The organism is Bradyrhizobium erythrophlei (assembly GCF_900129505.1).
Taxonomy (GTDB): Bacteria; Pseudomonadota; Alphaproteobacteria; order Rhizobiales; family Xanthobacteraceae; genus Bradyrhizobium; species Bradyrhizobium erythrophlei_D.
This window is the reverse complement of sequence record NZ_LT670818.1, coordinates 6,394,950-6,413,959: the sequence shown is the minus strand read 5'-3', so window position 1 is coordinate 6,413,959 and position 19,010 is coordinate 6,394,950. Positions and strand designations below refer to the sequence as shown.

The 19,010-nt window shown below is 63.9% G+C and carries 13 protein-coding genes; 8 read left to right on the top strand and 5 right to left on the bottom strand.

From position 1 onward, the window contains the following. Positions 1-116: 116 nt before the first annotated feature. Complete coding sequence (gene sufB, locus B5525_RS29715; protein WP_079569183.1) at positions 117-1,598, bottom strand: Fe-S cluster assembly protein SufB; 1,482 nt, start codon at positions 1,596-1,598, stop codon at positions 117-119. An 83-nt stretch (positions 1,599-1,681) separates the two neighbouring features. Next, positions 1,682-2,848 (bottom strand): cysteine desulfurase family protein, encoded by a 1,167-nt coding sequence (locus tag B5525_RS29710; RefSeq protein ID WP_079569182.1) that lies wholly within the window; start codon positions 2,846-2,848, stop codon positions 1,682-1,684. Positions 2,849-3,040: 192 nt separating this feature from the next. On the opposite strand from B5525_RS29710, the gene B5525_RS29705 reads away from it, so the two are divergent. Both B5525_RS29705 and B5525_RS29700 read left to right on the top strand, forming a co-directional pair. Then, entirely contained in the window at positions 3,041-4,024 is a 984-nt protein-coding gene (locus B5525_RS29705; RefSeq protein WP_079573961.1) for a LytTR family DNA-binding domain-containing protein, read from the top strand. A 280-nt stretch (positions 4,025-4,304) separates the two neighbouring features. Beyond that, a complete protein-coding gene (locus tag B5525_RS29700) occupies positions 4,305-4,952 on the top strand; it encodes an alpha/beta hydrolase (RefSeq protein WP_025589847.1) in 648 nt (215 codons plus the stop codon). 161 nt (positions 4,953-5,113) lie between these two features. Here B5525_RS29700 and B5525_RS29695 read toward each other — a convergent pair whose 3' ends face one another. Both B5525_RS29695 and B5525_RS29690 read right to left on the bottom strand, forming a co-directional pair. Beyond that, complete coding sequence (locus B5525_RS29695; protein ID WP_079569181.1) at positions 5,114-5,788, bottom strand: glutathione S-transferase family protein; 675 nt, start codon at positions 5,786-5,788, stop codon at positions 5,114-5,116. Positions 5,789-5,878: 90 nt separating this feature from the next. Then, complete coding sequence (locus tag B5525_RS29690; protein WP_079569180.1) at positions 5,879-6,979, bottom strand: anhydro-N-acetylmuramic acid kinase; 1,101 nt, start codon at positions 6,977-6,979, stop codon at positions 5,879-5,881. A 168-nt stretch (positions 6,980-7,147) separates the two neighbouring features. Between B5525_RS29690 and tyrS the strand changes: the two genes are divergently transcribed. From tyrS to B5525_RS44585, 4 genes are all read left to right on the top strand, one after another. After that, positions 7,148-8,401, top strand: coding sequence for a tyrosine--tRNA ligase (tyrS, locus tag B5525_RS29685; protein ID WP_079569179.1), 1,254 nt, complete (start codon positions 7,148-7,150; stop codon positions 8,399-8,401). 54 nt (positions 8,402-8,455) lie between these two features. Further along, positions 8,456-9,700 carry an MFS transporter gene (locus tag B5525_RS29680; RefSeq protein WP_079569178.1) on the top strand — a complete coding sequence of 415 codons (1,245 nt, stop codon included), beginning with the start codon at positions 8,456-8,458 and terminating at the stop codon, positions 9,698-9,700. 121 nt (positions 9,701-9,821) lie between these two features. Next, entirely contained in the window at positions 9,822-11,516 is a 1,695-nt protein-coding gene (locus tag B5525_RS29675) for a methyl-accepting chemotaxis protein (RefSeq protein WP_079569177.1), read from the top strand. 475 nt (positions 11,517-11,991) lie between these two features. Further along, positions 11,992-12,693 carry a hypothetical protein gene (locus B5525_RS44585; protein WP_154073510.1) on the top strand — a complete coding sequence of 234 codons (702 nt, stop codon included), beginning with the start codon at positions 11,992-11,994 and terminating at the stop codon, positions 12,691-12,693. Positions 12,694-12,734: 41 nt separating this feature from the next. Here B5525_RS44585 and B5525_RS29660 read toward each other — a convergent pair whose 3' ends face one another. Next, positions 12,735-16,460 (bottom strand): DUF3971 domain-containing protein, encoded by a 3,726-nt coding sequence (locus tag B5525_RS29660; RefSeq protein ID WP_079569174.1) that lies wholly within the window; start codon positions 16,458-16,460, stop codon positions 12,735-12,737. Between the two features lie 204 nt (positions 16,461-16,664). Between B5525_RS29660 and B5525_RS29655 the strand changes: the two genes are divergently transcribed. Both B5525_RS29655 and B5525_RS29650 read left to right on the top strand, forming a co-directional pair. Further along, on the top strand, positions 16,665-17,522 hold the full coding sequence (locus tag B5525_RS29655; RefSeq protein ID WP_079573959.1) for a peroxiredoxin family protein: 858 nt from the start codon (positions 16,665-16,667) through the stop codon (positions 17,520-17,522). Between the two features lie 103 nt (positions 17,523-17,625). After that, entirely contained in the window at positions 17,626-19,005 is a 1,380-nt protein-coding gene (locus B5525_RS29650) for a peptidoglycan DD-metalloendopeptidase family protein (RefSeq protein WP_079569173.1), read from the top strand. The last annotated feature ends 5 nt before the right edge of the window (positions 19,006-19,010 follow it).

Here is a 19,010-nt window from a genome sequence, read left to right as displayed (position 1 = left end):
CTTCCGTTTTCCCTCGTCCTGAGGAGCGCCGAAGGCGCGTCTCGAAGGACATGGCCGACAATCTTTCCTCTCACCCTTCGAGACGGGCGCTCTCGCGCCCTCCTCAGGGTGAGGTCCTATCCAACCGAGCCTTCCAAGCTGATCGAGATCAGCTTCTGCGCTTCCACCGCGAACTCCATCGGCAGTTGCTGCAGCACGTCTTTCACAAAACCGTTGACCACGAGGCCGACCGCCTCTTCCTGGCTCAGCCCGCGCTGCACGCAATAGAACAGCACGTCCTCGGAAATTTTCGACGTCGTTGCCTCGTGCTCGAACAGCGCCGAGGAATTCTTCGCCTCGATATAGGGCACGGTGTGGGCGCCGCATTTGTCGCCGATCAGCAGCGAGTCGCAGGCGGTAAAATTGCGGGCGCCGGTGGCCTTGCGGTGCGCGGTGACGAGGCCGCGATAGGTGTTTTGCGACACGCCGGCGGCGATGCCCTTGGAAATGATCCGGCTCGTCGTGTTCTTGCCGAGATGGATCATCTTGGTGCCGCTGTCGACCTGCTGGTGACCGTTCGAGATCGCGATCGAGTAGAACTCGCCGCGCGAATTGTCGCCGCGCAGGATGCAGCTCGGATATTTCCAGGTGATCGCCGATCCCGTCTCGACCTGGGTCCAGGAGATCTTGGAGTTGTTGCCGCGGCAGTCGCCGCGTTTGGTGACGAAATTGTAGATGCCGCCGACGCCTTCGGAATTGCCGGGGTACCAGTTCTGCACGGTCGAATATTTGATCTCGGCGTCGTCCAGCGTCACCAGTTCGACCACGGCAGCGTGCAGCTGGTTCTCGTCGCGCTGCGGCGCCGTGCAGCCTTCGAGATAGCTGACATAAGCGCCCTTGTCGGCGATGATCAGCGTGCGCTCGAACTGGCCGGTGTTGCGTTCGTTGATGCGGAAATAGGTCGACAGCTCCATCGGGCAACGCACGCCCGGCGGCACGTAGACAAACGAGCCGTCGGAGAAGACAGCCGAATTCAGCGTCGCGAAATAATTGTCGGAGGTCGGCACCACGGTGCCGAGATACTTCTTCACGAGTTCGGGGTGCTCGCGGATTGCCTCCGAGATCGGCATGAAGATCACGCCGGCCTGCTTGAGCTCCTTCTGGAAGGTGGTCGCAACCGACACCGAATCGAACACGGCATCGACCGCGATGCGCCGCTCGCCTTCGGGGCGCACCACGCCTTCCAGCACTTCCACTTCGCGCAGGGGAATACCGAGCTTCTCGTAGGTCTTGAGGATTTCCGGATCGATCTCGTCCAGCGACGCGACCTGCTTCTTCGGCTTTGGCGCCGAGTAGTAATAGAGATCCTGGTAATCGATCCTGGGATAGTCGACGCGCGCCCATTTGGGCTCGGTCATGGTCAGCCAGCGGCGATACGCCTCCAACCGCCACTCCAGCATCCAGGCCGGTTCGTTCTTTTTCGCCGAGATGAAGCGGACGGTATCTTCCGATAGCCCCTTGGGGGCCTTGTCGGACTCGATTACGGTCTCAAATCCATATCGATATTGATCGACGTCGATCCGGCGCACCCGATCGACGGTCTCTTGTACGGCCGCCATTCCATCCTCCGCTCGCGGTTTCAAGGACCGCGGTGGATACTTCAAAAAGTCTATTACGATGTTTCTTGGAGGAAATCACCTGCTTAGAATCGTTCAAGCAGTGTTTCGTCGCCCCTCTTAGTTAAGGTCCCCGCGAGCTTTCGCCAAGCCTCCAGGCAGCGATCTATATCCGCTTCGCACGTAGACCAGCCAAGACTGAGCCGCACCGCTCCCTGCGCCAATTCTCGGCCAAAACCCATGGCTTCCAGCACATGCGACGGCTGTACCTTGCCCGAGGAGCAGGCGGAGCCTGAGGAAACCGCAATCCCCCCAAGGTCGAAGCCAATCACGGCGGTCTCGGCCCGAAGGCCAGGAACCGTGAACAAGGTGGTATTAGGTAACCGTCGAACGCCCCGCGAGAAGATCAGGGCACCCGGGGTCTGGCGCAGGCCGGTTTCCAGCCGATTCCGCAGGCTTTCGAGGCGGATGGCATCCTTTTCCAAGGCGGCGACGGCCGCCGTCACCGCCGCGCCGAAACCCGCAATTCCCGCGACGTTCTCGGTTCCGGCCCGATGGCCGCGCTCCTGGCCGCCGCCGCGCAGCAGTGGTTCAAGCCCCTGCACGCCCTCGGCCCAAACCAGGGCACCCACCCCCTTCGGACCACCGATCTTGTGCGCCGAAACCGTCACAAGGTCAGCGTTCAATACACTGATATCAAATGGTATTTTTCCGAACCCTTGTATCGCATCGACATGCAGCACACCGCCTGCGGCGTGCACGATCTCCGCCGCCTCAGCGATCGGCTGCACCGCACCGGTTTCATTGTTGGCCAGCATCACCGAAACCAGCGCCGGCGGACCGCCCGCAAGGGCCTCGCGCAGACGATCGAGATGCAGAAGGCCGGAATCGGATACGCCGACCGCAGTGATCGCCTCGGACGCAAACCGCCCGCCGGCGAGCACCGAGGCGTGCTCGATTGCCGATACCACCAGCCGCTGGACGGCAAGCCCGGACTTCCGCCGCAGCCCTGGCGTCAGCGCCAGCGCGTTGGCCTCGGTTCCACCCGAGGTGAACACCACATCGCGCGGCAGCGCGCCGACGGCGCCGGCGACCGCCGCGCGGGCATCCTCCACCAGCCGGCGGGCCTTTCGGCCCTCTTCATGAACAGAGGACGGATTGCCCGGGAGATCCCAAGCCGCAGCCATCGCCCCCCGCGCTTCGGGACGAAGCGGGGTCGTCGCATTCCAGTCGAGATAGACGCAATCGGGCATGGGCCGTCTTAGCACTTTTCCTTGAACCGCAAATCATGGTGCCGATTGCACGGGCCGGACGCCACACACTTGATGTGCGATCCCCGATATGGAACTTCCAGGACAGGCGGGCCTCTCGTTCGGAGCATTGCCGAGCGAACGTGATATAATCCATCGCTCCATAGGCCGCTCCCCGAACGCGTGATGAACAGCATGAGTGATGTCAAGCATGCGCGGGAAAGGTCCAGCGCCGGTCCGTTTTGGGACCAGAACCGAACCAGCCAGGACGAGGTCAGTCCCGCTGTGACCGGTGGCGGGCTTCGCGCGATATCCGGCGTCGACTGGCTGTTCTATGGCGTGGTTGCCGCGATCTCGCTGGGTATCGGGGTCGTCAATGCGTTGTCCGCGGCGCAAGACGCCGCCTGGCGCGGCGCCGTCTATAATTTCCGCACGCCGCTATTCTGGGAGATGTCGAGCATCGTCACGATCATCGCGGTCGCGCCGGTACTGTTCTTCGCGGTGCGGCGGATGCGCGACGTGTCGCGATGGCCGCTTCGCCTCGGCCTTGCGGTGGCCGCGATTATTGCCTTCTCGAGCCTGCACATCGCCGGCATGGTCGGCCTTCGCAAGGCGGTGATGTTCCTGGCCGGTGGCACTTACGATTTTCACTTCTCGCTGGCGACCCTGATCTATGAATTCCGCAAGGACGTCATGACCTGCCTGTTGATCGGGGGCGCGCTGTGGCTGATCGATAGCCGCCGCGCAGCTCCGCAAGCCCGGTCGGTCGTCACAACACCGCAAGCGGACTCTGCATCCGTGGCGGCAGACATGGTTTGGCTCCGCGATGGGTCGTCGCGCATCCGCATCGAACCGCGCGACGTCGTGACGATCGGCTCGGCGGGAAACTATGTGGAATATTGCATGGCCGACAGCCGCACCCACCTGGTGCGGGGAACGCTTGCGGCTGAGGAAGCGCGGCTGACAAAATTCAACATCGTGCGGGTGCACCGGACGCGGCTGGTTAACCTTTCCCGCGTGACCGGGCTTAAGGCCGGCCCGAACGGAGACTTCGAACTGATGCTCGATACGGGTGAAGCTATTTCCGGCAGCCGCCGCTACCGCCACGCGGTCGCTTCGATCGAAGCGCTCGCCGCCGATCCCGCGCCGGTAGCAAGCACAAACGCGGCACGCCGCTAGCGGCGCCGGCTGCGGCGGCTGGCCGCCCGGACACCGGGCCGCGGGAAATTCTCCCGCCGGCGCAAAACGTTAATCCTGGGTCGCCGCGCCGCCGCGCAAGGCGCCCGGTGCACAAAAGCCTTGCTTTTTGCCCCTCGCCTCATGCTAGAACGCGGCCTCCAGTTCACCAGGCGCCGTTCGCGCAACGCCCAACGACGTCTGATCAACCCCTTCATCTTCCGCGAGGTTTCGTCCGCAGATGGGGCCCGCAAAAGTCGGTTGATCTTGCCAAGGACCACCAATGCCTGAAGTCATTTTCACCGGCCCCGCAGGCCGCCTCGAAGGCCGCTACCACCCGGCGAAACAGAAGAACGCGCCGATCGCGATGATCCTGCACCCGCATCCGCAGTTTCACGGCACGATGAATCACCAGATCGTCTACCAGTGCTACTACGCGTTCGCGCATCGCGGATTTTCCGTACTGCGTTTCAATTTCCGTGGCGTCGGCCGCAGCCAGGGATCGTTCGATCACGGCACCGGCGAGCTATCCGACGCGGCTTCCGCGCTCGACTGGGCGCAGACCATCAACCCGGAAGCGCGCGCCTGCTGGGTCGCCGGCTTCTCGTTCGGCGCCTGGATCGGCATGCAGCTTCTGATGCGCCGGCCGGAGGTCGAAGGCTTCATCTCGATCGCGCCGCCCGCCAATCTCTACGACTTCTCCTTCCTCGCGCCCTGCCCGTCCTCAGGCCTGATCGTGCATGGCGAGAAGGATGCCGTGGTGCCGCCGAAGGACGTCAACACGCTGGTCGAGAAGCTCAAGACCCAGAAGGGCATCGTGATCGACCAGCAGATCATCCCCGGCGCCAACCATTTCTTCGACGGCAAGCTTGAGCCGCTGATGGAAACGGTGACCGGCTATCTCGACATGCGGCTCGCCAACGTTCGGTGAGCGTCGGGTAGAATTCACGCCGTCGTCACCCGCGAAGGCGGGTGATCCAGTACGCTGCGGCCTTTCGGCTAGTCACCATCGTGTGTGGAATATTGGGTCGCCCGGCCAGCCGGGCGATGACACTGGTGGTTCGCTCCCGCGACACGATTCCGGCTTTGCAGTCAGGCCGCGGCGCGCGCCTGCAACGCTGACAGCCACGAATTCCTTCGCTCGATGAAGGCGCGCAGCAACGCTGGATAATCGGCGCTGACGGCCGAGCGCACCGATGGCCGCGCCGCGAGCGATTTGCGCCAGCGCGCCAGCGTCGGCTTGTCAGAGAGAATCCCAAAATCACCGATGGCATCGAATACATCGAAATAGCGGAACGCCGGACCGAACACGGCGTCGACCAGCGAGAAGTGTTCGCCGTCGAACCACGGCGCGGCGGCGACACGCGCCTCCAGTCGCGCAAAGCGCTGCTCGAGTTGCGACGTCTTGGCGGTGAATGTCGCTTCGTCAGGTGCCGCGTAGAAGCCCGCGATATCCGCGAGTACCGTCGAGCCGAATTCGATCCAGCCGCGATGCTCCGCGCGGCGCAGCGGATCGGCCGGATGCAAGGGGTTTGGCTGGGTCTCTTCCAGATATTCCAGGATCACCGCGGACTCGAAGATCGGGATATCGCCGACCTGAAGCACCGGCGTCTTGCCGAGCGGCGAAATCGCCAAAAACCAGTCCGGCTTGTTGGCAAGATCGATATCGACCCGCTCGAAGGCCACGCCCTTCTCGGTCAGCGCGATCACCGCGCGCTGCACATAGGGACAGAGCTTATGGCTGATCAGTTTTAACGGCGCGGCCATGGTGGATCTCGCTGTTCATGCAGATGCATTTAATTAAATGCATCTGCATGAATCCGTCAAGCGCGTGGTACCGGCATCAACGGCAATTGATCACGGCCTTGCGATCACCCCGCCGGTCATCGGGATCGGCACCCCTGTCGTGGCGGGATAGCTCAGGGGCAGGCCTTTCAGGCCGCGCGCGGCCAGAAACCCAAAGGCCTGCGCCTCGATGGCGTCGGCCGACCAGCCGAGCGCTTCGGCCGCCTCGACGGTGGCGGGGGCCAGCCGCTCCCGCAGCATCCGCAGCAAGGTGAGGTTGCGGGCGCCGCCGCCGGCCACGATCCAGCTCAGCGGCTCCTTCGGCAATAACGGCGCGATCCGGGCGATGGCTTCGGCGGTGAAGGCGGTCAGCGTCGCCGCGCCGTCGGCCGGAGACATCGGCGGCAGCTTCAGCGAGGCAAAATCGTTGCGGTCGAGCGACTTCGGCGGCGGCAGCGCGAAAAACCCGTGCTCCATGGCGCGAACGACCCATGCCACGTCCACCGCACCTTGCGCGGCGGTGCGGCCCTCGCAATCGAACGGCTGGCTCATGGTGCGGAGCATGAAGTCGTCGAGCAGGGCGTTGCCGGGGCCGGTATCGCAGGCGATCAGAGTGTCGGCGCCGTCGATATAGGTAATGTTGGAGACGCCGCCGATATTGACCACGACCATCGGGCCCTCGCGATCGAGCGATTGGGCGAGCGCCCGGTGATAGACCGGCACGAAGGGGGCGCCCTGCCCACCGGCGGCGACGTCGGCGGCGCGGAAATCATGCATGACCGGGATATGGATCGCCTTGGCGAGCGCCGCGGCGTCGCCGATCTGTACCGTCATTTTCTGCTGCGGGCGGTGCAGCACGGTCTGGCCGTGAAAGCCGACAATATCGATATCCCCGGAGTCGATCCGGTTCTGCGCGGTAAAGGCGGCAATGGCTTCGGCATGGGCAACCGTGACCGCGCGCTCGGCCTCGCGCAGGACCCCCGGCCGCGCGTCGCGCTGGCTCAGGTTGACGGCCTCCGTCAGGGCCTCGCGCAACAGGCTGCGTTCCCTGTCGGTATAAGGCCGGTAGCCGGACGGTCCGAACGCCTTGACCCGCCTGCCGTCGGTCTCGATCAAGGCGACGTCGACCCCGTCGAGCGAGGTGCCGCTCATCAGACCGATTGCCGTCAACATTGTCGCCATGGTGCCTTCGCAAGCTTCCTGCTGCCCTGACGCCCTGCTTGCGTCAAACAAGCACTTCTTATAATGCCACAGCGCGCGTCCCAGCGGCAGCCTGTATCCTCAGGGTTCCGCAAAACCCCGAAAATACCCTGAAATTAGAATGATCAGAGTCGCACACAAATGACTGCTTTTAAATCGGATTTTCTCAATGTGCTGCAGGAACGCGGCTTCATCCATCAATGTTCCGATTTTGAAGGCCTCGACGCGCTCGCTGCCAAGGGCGAGGCGATCGCCTATGTCGGCTATGATTGCACCGCGCCCTCGCTGCACATCGGCAATTACCTGACGATGATGATGCTGCACTGGCTGCAGCAGAGCGGCAACAAGCCGATCACGCTGATGGGCGGCGGCACCACCATGGTCGGCGATCCCTCCGGCAAGGACGAATCCCGCGCGCTGCGCTCGGTCGCGGAGATCGAAGCCAACAAGGCGAGCATTCGCGGCGTCTTCGCCAAGGTGCTGCGCTACGGCTCCGGCACCAGCGATGCGGTCATGCTGGACAATGCCGAATGGCTGACCAGGCTGAACTGGATCGAGATGCTGCGCGATATCGGCCGGCATTTTTCGGTCAATCGCATGTTGACGATGGACTCAGTGCGCCTGCGCCTCGAACGCGAGCAGGAGATGAGCTTCATCGAGTTCAACTACATGGTCTGCCAGGCCTACGACTTCGTCGAGCTGTCGCGCCGGGTCGGTTGCCGATTGCAGATGGGCGGCTCGGATCAGTGGGGCAACATCGTCAACGGCGTCGACCTCGGCCGCCGCATGGGGACGCCGCAACTGTTCGCGCTGACGACGCCGCTGTTGACGACGGCCTCGGGCGACAAGATGGGCAAGACCGCCAAGGGCGCGGTCTGGCTCAACGCCGACCAGTTCAGTCCCTACGATTTCTGGCAATACTGGCGAAACGTCGAAGACGCCGACGTGGTCAAGTTTCTAAAACTGTTCACGATCCTGCCGATGGACGAGATCGCGCGGCTGGCAGCACTCGGAGGCTCCGAGATCAACGAGGCCAAGAAGGTGCTGGCGACGGAGGCGACCGCTCTGCTGCACGGCCGCGACGCCGCGAACACGGCCTCCGAGACCGCCCGGCAAACATTTGAGGAAGGCGCCGTCGCAGAAAATCTTCCCTCCGTGGAAATTCCGCGCGGCGAACTCGAAGCCGGATTGGGCGTGCTGGCGGCGTTCGTCAAAGCGGGCCTCGTCGCCTCGAACGGCGAGGCACGGCGGCAGATCAAGGGTGGAGGTTTGCGCGCCAACGACGTCGCCGTGACCGACGAGAAGATGGTCCTCAAGACCGCCGATCTGACACCGGAAGGCGTGATCAAGCTGTCGCTTGGCAAGAAGCGTCACGTCCTGCTCAAGCCTGCATAGCCGCATTCGCTTTTGACGCTTGCTCGTGGACGCGGAAACGCGCTCCTTGCACGCATGGATAAGACGTCCGTGGAGGAAATCGCCGCCAAGCCGGCAAAGCCGGCGCGCGTGGCGCTCAACGTACTGGCGCTGTGTTTCACGCTGTCGGTGTTTGGCCGCGGCCTCGGCGAGAGTTTCACCGTATTCCTGAAGCCGATCTCGGAGAGTTTCGGCTGGGACCGCGCCGAGGTGGTCTCGGTATACTCGCTGACCGCGCTTGCCGGCGGCCTCGCAGCGCCATTGATCGGCCGGCTGTTCGACCGCTCGGGACCCCGATCGGTCTATTCGCTCGGACTGCTGCTGCTCGGCGGCGCGTTCCTGGTCGCCGCCCATTCGCAACATCTCTGGCAGTTCCAGGTGAGCCTCGGGCTTTGCGTCGGCACCGGCATCGCCTTCATCGGCAATGTTCCGAATTCGATCCTGCTCGGCCGCTGGTTCGGGCCGCGTCTGCCGACCGCGATGGCCGTGGTCTATTCCGCCACCGGCGCGGGTGTCCTGATCCTGCTGCCGGCGTCGCAACTCCTGATCGAGCATCTCGGATGGCGCGACGCCTATCAGATTTTCGGCATCGCCTCGCTGCTCCTGCTGGTGCCGCTGTTGCTGTTGCCGTGGCGGCTGTTCTCCACCGGCGCGCCGCATCTGGCCAGGAGCGCCGCCGCCGACGTCGCCGACGAAGGCTGGACGCTTCTGAGCGCGATGCGCCACCACGCGTTCTGGGCGCTGTTCTCGACCTTCTTCTTCACCGCCATCGGCATGTACGCGATTTCGCCGCAGGTCGTGGCCTATCTGATCGAGGCCGGCTTCCCGCCGCTGCAGGCAGCGACCGCCTGGGGCTTTTCCGGCATCGTGCTGCTGTTCGGCATGCTCGGCGTCTCCTGGCTCGACGGCATCATCGGCCGCAGGCCGTCAGTGCTGTTCAGCTATGCCGTCTCGATCGCCGGCATCGTGATGCTGTGGCTGCTGCAATGGTATCCGAACTTCTGGCTGCTGTCGGGCTTTGTCATCTGTTTCGGCAGCATGATCGGCTCGCGCGGTCCGCTTCTGAGCGCCACCGCCATGAAGATCTTTCGCGGCAAACACATCGGCACGATCTACGGCGCCATTTCGTTCGGCAGCGGGCTGGGATCGGCCTTCGGTTCCTGGGGCGGCGGCCTGATCCACGACTGGGCCCACAGCTATAATCCGCTGATCGCATTTTCGCTGGCGAGCGTGCTGCTGGGCATGATCCCGTTCTTGGTGGTGCCGGCGCTGCGGCGCTAGATACGCCCGTCGCCTCGGTTGGCGCGTGACATCAACCGCTTGGGCCCGAACCGCAGCCCCCATTCATGTTTGGTAAAAGACTACCTGATATCCCCTTTGGAAACAGATCCTGGGGCGAAAAATGAATCTGCTGAGCCGATTGAAGATCCGTACCAAGCTCGCGAGCATGGTGATCCTGGCGGCGCTGGCGGTTTGCGCGATCGTCGCGCTGGCGGCTTCGCTGAGCCAGAGCCGCATGCGCGAGGACCGCATCGCCCAACTGCACACCGGGGTCGATATGCTGTTCGGCCTCGCCCAGACACTGCAGGACGAGGTCACCGCCGGAAAGATGACGCTCCCCGAGGCGCAGGCCCAGTTTCGCCAGCGCGCGAGGAAGATGACGTTCGGCAACGGCCAGGCCTATCCCGTCGTCTATAACGCCGACACCTCGCTGCTGCTCAATGGCGCCAATCCCCAGCTCGAGGGCAAAATCACCGGCGCCATCGACTCCAACGGCGTGGTGATCGCGGACGCCCAAATCAAAGCCGCCCGCAGCAGCCCCGACGGCGGAACCACCTCTTATCTGTACCCCCGCCCCGGCCAGACTGTCCCGGTTCCGAAAATGGTCTTTGTCCGCCACTTTGCGCCGTGGAACGTCATCATGAGCTATGGGCTCTATGTGGATGATCTTGATGCCGACGTGAATGCATTGCTGATGCGGCTTGGCGCAATCGGCGGCGCCGTCCTGGCACTGATGGCGTTGCTGTCGTGGCTGATCGCCCGTGACATCCTGGGAGCGCTGGACCGGCAGAAGAACCGGATGCAAAGCATTGCCGGCGGATCGCTGGACCAGGCCGTCGAGGAGACCGAACGCGGCGACGAGATCGGGCGCATGGCCGAAACGCTGGAGATGCTGCGACAGACCGCCATGACGGCGCGGACACTGGAATCCGAGCAGGTCGCAAGCAAGCAGCAGGCCGAAAACGAGAAGCGCGAAGCCCTGATCGCGCTCGCCAACCGCTTTGACGCTTCCGTGGGCCGGCTGGTCGGACTGATGGCGTCAGGATCGACCGAACTGGAATCCACCGCGCAATCCATGACCGGCACGGCGGCGCGCACCAACCAGCAGGCGACGATTGTCTCGACCGCAGCCACGGAAGCCTCCGACCGCGTGCAGACGGTCGCCGCCGCCGCGGAGGAATTATCCTCCTCGATCTCCGAGATCAGCCGTCAGGTCGCGCAGTCCGCCAATATCACCACCCGCGCGGTCGACAACGCACGCCGCACCGACACCATCGTGCGCGCGCTCGCCGACGGCGCCCAGCAGATCGAGCATGTGGCCGAGCTGATTTCGAATATCGCCGGACAGACCAACCTGCTCGCGCTCAATGCCACCATCGAAGCCGCGCGCGCCGGCGAGGCCGGCCGGGGTTTCGCGGTGGTCGCCGCCGAGGTCAAGGACCTGGCAAGCCAGACCGCCGAAGCCACCAAGGAGATCGGCACCCGCATCAGCCAGATCCAGAGCGCGACCAAGGAAGCCGTCGAGGCGATCCAGGGCATCACCGCCACGATCGAGGAAGTCAGCGTGATCGCGACCGCGATTGGTTCGGCGATCGAGGAACAGGGCGCGGCGACCGCGGAGATCGCGCGCAACGTCACGCAGACGGCAAAAGCGACGCAGGATGTGACGACGAATATCGGCGGGGTCAGTGCCGCGGCTAACGAAACCGGCGGCGCCGCCGGCCTCGTCCTCACCGCGGCCTCCAATCTCTCCAAGCAGGCCGAACAGCTGTCCGGCGAGGTCAACGTCTTCCTGGCTGGCGTGCGCGCGGCTTAAGGAGGCATGTTGTCGGGACAAGCGCCGTGTCCGCCCGCCGGTCATGCACCAACAAGACGACCAGTCCGTCGTCTGATTTAGTTGAATCGCATCGGAGGCCGACGGGCCTTCGGGCCGGGATGGGTTACCAGGGTATCCGATCCGTGACGAGGCCGAACGCGACCAGGATCGCAAGGGGTACGTAGTAAGCAAATCGCGACCGTTCGCGAGATGTGCTTACCGCGCTGACCGGACTGCCGCTGAAACCCTGGCGTCGTCGTTCGATCAAAACAACCAGCGCCACAGTGGCGCATGCCATCGCCGTGAACATTCTTGACCCTTCCCTGTCTCGCCCAACCGTCTTGCCGCGGTCGATGCGGGGCGATATTCTCACAGGCCGGTGCGAATGCAAGGAAAACGGCAGCATCGCTGCAGTAGACCGAATCAGCGCGATGTTTAACCATGGGCGGCTTGTTGCGTCCCTTGAGTCCATGCAATGTCGAACGCTGAATACCTGTCGAGGCCCTTCCCGCTCCTAGCGAAGCTTGCAGCCGTACTGCGCAACATTGCGCCGGTGCGGAAGGCGTTTGTTCGGTTTGCTACATTGCTGCGAGGCAGAAGAAAGAGCGACGAACCGCTCGTCAACGAGTTTGTCGGCGATGTCCCGGATGTCGCAGGTGAAATCCCCGAGATTATCGACGAAGCCCCTGCGGTTGCTGCCGAAGCCCCTGGGATCACCGACGAAATTCCTGGAGTTGCTGACGCGGCCCCCGACGCTACCGACGAAGCCCCTGCTGGGGTCACTGACGGCGTCCGTGAGATTGTTGACGAAGCCCCCGAGGTAACCGAGGAAACCCCTGGGATCACTGACGAAGCCCATGCGATTGCCGACGAAGCCCCGGATCCGAGCGAAGCATCCGAGCCGCCTGTTATGGCGTCCGCCATGTCTGCGGAAGCTCCGCTTGCGCCGGCGTGTAGCCTGTCCGCGCGTGAACGGCTGATCCGGCGACGCTGGGCGGAGACCGGAATAAAGATGTGGGCCGGACTGGGCGCGCTGAATATTCAGGGAAGCGCCGAATTGCTGCCGTTGCAGCCGGGCGCGACACGCCGCGAATATGACCGGCTCGAATTCAGGCTGATCGCGGGCGACATCGTTTGCGAAGGCGTGGTTGTCGATTCGCCCAACGATCGGAAATAGCGCAAAATCGATCTTCAACGGCTTCAACGACGACGTGCAGATCAGTTGTTGGTGGTGGGCGGGAATTCGGTCGGGGTGCTCTGCTTGCCGGTGCCGAACTCAAAGATCTTCCTGAGCACGCCGGGGGCCATTGCCGAAATCGGATTGACCCGGAGCACCGGCTGGCCGGGCGTGCCGACGATCTCGTAGGTTACGCCGATCAACCCCTCGTTGCTGCCGCCGCCGAGAAACAGTCCGACGATCGGAATCTGGCCGAACATGTTGTTCAGCCCGTACATCGGCACGAAGGTGCCGCTCATGCGCACCTGATTGCCGGGGTAGTCGATGCTGCCTTCGATGGTCCCGCCGATCATCGGGCCCTTGACGACGCCCTCGCGGATCGTGAGCTGGCCGTTTTGCCGGGTGAATTCCGCGCGCAGCCGCGAGAAGGTAACGCCGTTCTGCAGGCCGGTCTGGCCGCCCGCGGCCACCCTGTCGAGCGAAGCCTCACCTTTGACGGAGAAATCGCGGACGCTGATCAGTCCCTCTTTTGTGCTGGGTTCGACTGACGGAGGGTCCATGGCCAGTTGAAGCTGGCCGCCAATCGCCTTGGAATAGGTGTCGGTGAAGCGGAAGAAGGCGCCGGCGTCATTGGTCTCGAGATAGATCACGTCCTTGCCCTGCGGGCGGCTGCGTAAATCCGCCGTGAGCGGCGTATCGCGTCCAAGCTTGCCGGTCAGTGTGAAGGATTTGGTGACACCGTTGCGTCTCGACATCTTGCAGTCGACGCTGCGCAGTGCCTCGCCAAAATAGCCGGCGACCGCCCCCAGTTTGAGGTCGACATCGAAATCGACGCTCTTAGCCTTGCCCTTGGTGTCGCCTTCCTTGCCCGAAATGGCGGACTTGAGGAAGCCGCGGCCGTCGAACACATCGCCGCGCATCATCACCTTCACCACGCCGTCGGGACCGCGTTCGGCCTTCAGCGTGGTCTTGTCGCCCTCGGACGGCGAATAGGTCGGGAAGTTCGCGTTGAGGAGGTCACCGTTCTGGTCGACCTCGAGCGATCCCTTGATCGATAGCCCGCCGCCGTCGACGACGATATCCTCGAAACGGGTCGATTGCGGCTTCTGCACCACGTTGAAAACGGCCCGGCTGGTCTTGCCCGGCAATTTGACCCAGCCCGGCAGGATGTTGTCGAGCTTCAAGGCAGTGAGGTCGGCTTCAACGCCGAGGCGGCTGTCGGAGCCGATCTTGCCGGTCAGCTTGACCGGCAGCGCGCCGCTGACGGCGGGGCCGAGATCCATTCCAAGCTTGGCCCGGCTGGCGTCATCGAGCGTGGCCTGCAGCTTGATATCCGCATCGCCCTCGGCCAGCTTGCGGTAGTCTAGCGAGGCCGGCTGCCCGTTGATCTTGACGTCGCCCTTGACCTGATATCCCGCGTTGTTGGCGACGACCTTGAGTGCGCTGGCTTCGAGCTTTTGATTCATCACCAGTCTGTCGGCGGCAAATCCGTTGAGATCGGCCGACACGGCATAATTGGTGTCGGCCTTGGTCAGTTCGCCCTTGACCGGCAAACCGAGCGTGATGGCAGCCGAAACGGTGCCCTTGCTGGAATTGGGATCGACCAGGGTGCCGGAGAGATCGCTGAGACGGTCGGAGGCGAGAATTTCAGCCGCCGCCGGCACCGGACCGTCAACCCGGAATTTGATCTTGGCCGGCGAAGGCTTCGGCGCCATGTCCGGCACCTCGAACACGAAATCCGAAATGTTGAGCTTACGCCCCGCCGGTGTATCGGCCACTCCCTGTCCGATCGTCACGGTCGCGGTTCGGCCGGTCACATGCGCTTTCATATCCGCGTCGTGCACCGACGGCATTTCGTCCACGGGGTGCACGGTGACGCCGCTGGCGGCGATGTTGACGGCAAGCCCGTCATCGGGGATCGGCGGCCCGCGCCGCGAAAGGTTGCGGACCGGCGAGTTGACGCCAACCTCGATGCGCTGAAGCGAACCGCGTTCGATGCGCTCGATGACCCATTGCCGCACCTCCGGAACGATCAGGGTCGGCCAGATCCGCTTCAGCGCGGATGCCGACATTGGCGTGCCTGCGAAACCGAGCGTCAGGCGCGGCTCTCCGGAATAGTCGATGCTGCCAGTTCCGGCGATGCCGATCTCGCCGTTGCTGATGTCGGCCTGGGTCAGGAGCACGCGCCGCTTGTCGGTGTCGAAGCGCATGCCGATCGCGATGCGGTTGAAAATCAGCGGTGGTTGGTCGGGGTCGATTTCGGCGAGCACAATGGTGCCGCCGGAAAATCCGAGATGCCAATCGGTAACGCTGTCATTGGGCGGCTCGAGATGGGCGAGCAGCGTGATCCGGTTGGCGCCGGAAATGATCTTGAACGGCGCGACCAGCACCCGACGTCCGGAATCCCATTCGACGCTGACCTCCGCCGAATCAATCGCCATTGGATAATCGGGCGTGTCGCTATCGATGATGGTGCCCGCGCCTGCGGTAAGCTTGCCGCTGAAATAGGTCGGCAGGCCGTCGCGGCCGAGTTCGCCCTTCAACTCGCCGGTGAGCGGCAAATCCGCGCTGTAGGTCAGGTCCTTCATCCGCAGAGCCAGCAGGATATTGCTGGTGGAGAGCTTGTCGGCGCGAATGTCGATCGAGCGCACACCGTTCTCGGGCGCTCCCACCGCAACGCGAAGCGACCAGGCGCGGCTGCCTTCCTCGCCGAGGCTCAACGCGACGCCGCCGGTGCTCGGCCGGCGAAGACTCAAGGAGATGTTTTCGAAATTCCACTTATTGCCGCGCTGCTGATCGTCGATGATCAGGCTGCCGTTCTTCAGGCCGATCTCGTTGAGGTTCTGCCCGTCCAGTCCGGTCAGGCTCAAACTGTCGAGCCAATCGAGGCCGGCCAGCAGGCCGCTTTGCGCGTTGTCGGGAGCTGGCGCGGCGGGAGCGGCAGGAACGGATTGCGCCTGGGGTGACGAGGGAGCGGCGGCGCCCGGCGGCGGGACCGGCGTCTGACGCGGAAAGGTCGGCGCAAGGCCAGCCTGTTTTTTCGAGGCAACGCCGGTGGCCAGCGGCTTGGCGTTGTCGCCGGCGGAAACGGTCACGTTGCCATCCGGCGTAATACGCACCGCAAGCACGGCATCCACCAGATTGAGGCTTTCGGCGCGAAGCCGTCCCATCAGCAGCGCGGCGCCCGACAGCCTCACCTCGGCTTTCGGCGCGCTCGCCACGATGGCGTGGTCGCGATCCCGGACAATGATGTCGCGGATGCGAACCGCGATGCGAATCCGCCCCGCCCGCTCGATTTGCGTGCCACCCACCTCGACGGTGTTGCCGTGGCCGATATTTTCCTCGATCGCCGTCGCCAGCCATGGCGTGGCCATTTCGAGGTTGATCGGGCCGGCACCGAGCCGCCACCAAAGCGCGCCGAAGCAGCCTGCGAAGATCACTACCAAGGCCGCGATCACGGCGGCGAGGCGCTTCACCCAGCGTTCGCCGGCGAGCCAGCGTCGCACCGCTGCGAGGACATCACCGAGCCGATGCAGACCGGAATTCGATCGCGACAGCAGCCGGCGTGCGCGATGACACGCCGCCTCGTCATGGTCCTGATCCCAACCGGCATCATCCCATTGCGAGGGCGGGACGTCAGCACGCGGACTGGAACCTTGGGGCGACGAATTGCTAGCCATTGCCTCTCGGTGCTGGCACTGAGTGTGACATTGATCCCTGCCAAGGCCTCGCCCGTCGATCCCCAACGAGCGCTCTTGTGCCGGCATCGCTGCCAATCCTCGATTAATACTGTTACTCGTCATCCGGCCCAAGCGGCGCGGTCAACGAGCGGACGGGTGTTGCGTCGAGTTCCTTGTAACCCTATTCCGAGGCCATCAGACTTGCCCAGCAGCCGACCTGATTCCGGTTCGCCAAGGCAAGACCCGTAATAGCCCATGATTGATCCGCCGAAAGCGACGAAAGGAAGGCGTATGTCCAAGAAAACGCGCAAGAAATCTCCCAAGGCGGCCCCGCAAAAGGCGGCCTCCGGGAAAGCCGCCCGCGCGCAATCGGCGAAATCGGCGAAAACACAGAGAACCAAGAGCCGGCAGGTCAAGGCGAGCGAATCGACCAAGAAAGCAATAAAGAAAACAGGCGACGCGACCCGGACAGCATCGCAGAAGGCGCCCTTAAAAGCATTAAAATCCGCCGGCTCCAAGCCTCCTGCGCCCAAGATCTCCGCAGCAAATACGCCTGCACCAAAGACAGCTCCCGCGCCGAGAGCTCTCGCGGCGGCGAAAGCGGCGCCAATCAAAGCCAAGGCCGCCAGTCCGGCTGCGAGCAAGCCGCCGGCACAAGCCATCGCTACACCGGCCGCCGGAAAATCCGGTCTGGTCGAGGGGGCCAAGGCGCCCGCCTTCCATTTGCCGCGCGATGGCGGCGGCACCGTCTCGCTGTCCGACTATGCCGGCAAGAAGCTTGTGCTGTTTTTCTACCCACGGGCGGACACCCCGGGCTGCACCAAGGAGGCCATCGACTTCACCCGCTTGTCGGCCGCCTTTGCCGAGGCCGAAACCGCCCTCCTCGGCGTCTCCGCCGACCCGCCGAAGGCGCAGGAGGCGTTCCGGGACAAGCATGAACTCGCCACACCTCTTGCATCGGATGAGCAGCATCAGATGCTGGAGGCGTACGGGGTCTGGGGCGAAAAATCCATGTACGGCAGGACCTTCCTGGGTATTCTTCGAACCACGGTTCTGGTCGGCAGGGATGGCCGGATCCTCAAGGTCTGGCGTAACGTGAGGGTCGACGGCCATGCCGACGAGGTGCTCGCGGCGGCACGAGGGTCATAATATTTGAAGGGTTCCATTCGCTAAAAATTAACCATGAGAAGGTCAAATCGCCTCCGCAGATCAGGCCGTACGGAACTCATATCCGACCGGCGCGGGAGTGCTGATGTCGTACCGTTCCGGTCACTATTCCGAGTACCCTCACCACCACTCCCATGACCACGGAAAGGCATCCGCCCGCCGTCACGTGCCGGGCCATGCCGCGGTTCCCGCGGCTACCGTTGCTGTCGCGCCGGCGCAGGATGGCTATACGCTGGTGCACGCTGGCAAACAGGTCCGGTTCGGGCCGGTGGTGTTCTGGATTGTGGTCGGCACGGTGACCGTGCTCGGCATCTGGTCGGCAGCGACCGCGACCTATTTTGCTTTCCGCGACGATGTCTTGACGCGGCTGATCGCCCGCCAGGCGGAGATGCAATACGCCTACGAGGACCGCATCGCGGAGTTGCGCACCAAGGTCGACCGCACCACCAGCCGCCAGTTGCTCGACCAGGAACAATTCGACCAGAAACTCGACCAGATCATGCGGCGCCAGACCGCGCTGGAATCGCGCGCCACGGCGCTCGGCGCCATCCCCGACGTCGCCGTAACCGGATCGATCAAGCCAACGGCGCGGGGCCCCGCGGCCAATGATCCGGCACCTTCGGGCACGCCGAAACCGTCGCCTATCTCAGATACCGTGACCTTCGTGGCGCCGCCGGACCGCGAGGCGCGGCTGGAATCGCGCGCGCCGGTCGCGCCTGCCATCCCACCGAACCAGTTCGCCCAGGTCCAGGGTGTGGATAACGTTCTGGTTCGCCTGCAGACCTCGCTCGACAAGGTCGAGAGCCGCCAGATGGCGGCACTCAACGCGGTCGAAGACGGCATGGATTCGCGGATGCGCCGGATGCGCGGCGTCTTCAGCGATCTCGGCCTGGATTTGGCGCAACTGGAAGCCGCGACGCCGCGCGCGCCGATGGGCGGCCCCTTCGTTCCGGTCAAGCTTGCGGCCAATGCCGGCGCCTTCGAGCGCCAGCTTTACCGAATCAACATCAACCGCGCCCAGGTCGAGCATCTCAACCGGACGCTCGCTTTGGTGCCCTATCGCAAGCCGGTGATCGGCGAGGTCGAATTCACCAGTGGATTCGGGATCCGCAGCGATCCGTTCCTCGGCCGCCCGGCCATGCATACCGGCCTCGACTTCCGCGCCGCCATGGGCGATCCCGTGCGCGCCACCGCCAACGGCAAAGTGGTGTCGGCAGGATGGAGCGGCGGCTATGGCCGCATGATCGAGATCAGTCACGGCAACGGCCTGTCGACCCGCTACGGCCATCTGTCCGAAATCGGCGTCAAGGTCGGCGACCCCATCAAGATCGGCCAGGTGATCGGCGAAGTCGGCTCGACCGGAAGATCGACCGGACCGCATCTGCATTACGAAACCAGGATCGACGGCGAAGCGGTCGATCCGCAGAAATTCCTACGCGCCGGCGTGCGGCTGGCCGCGGGCTAGACGGC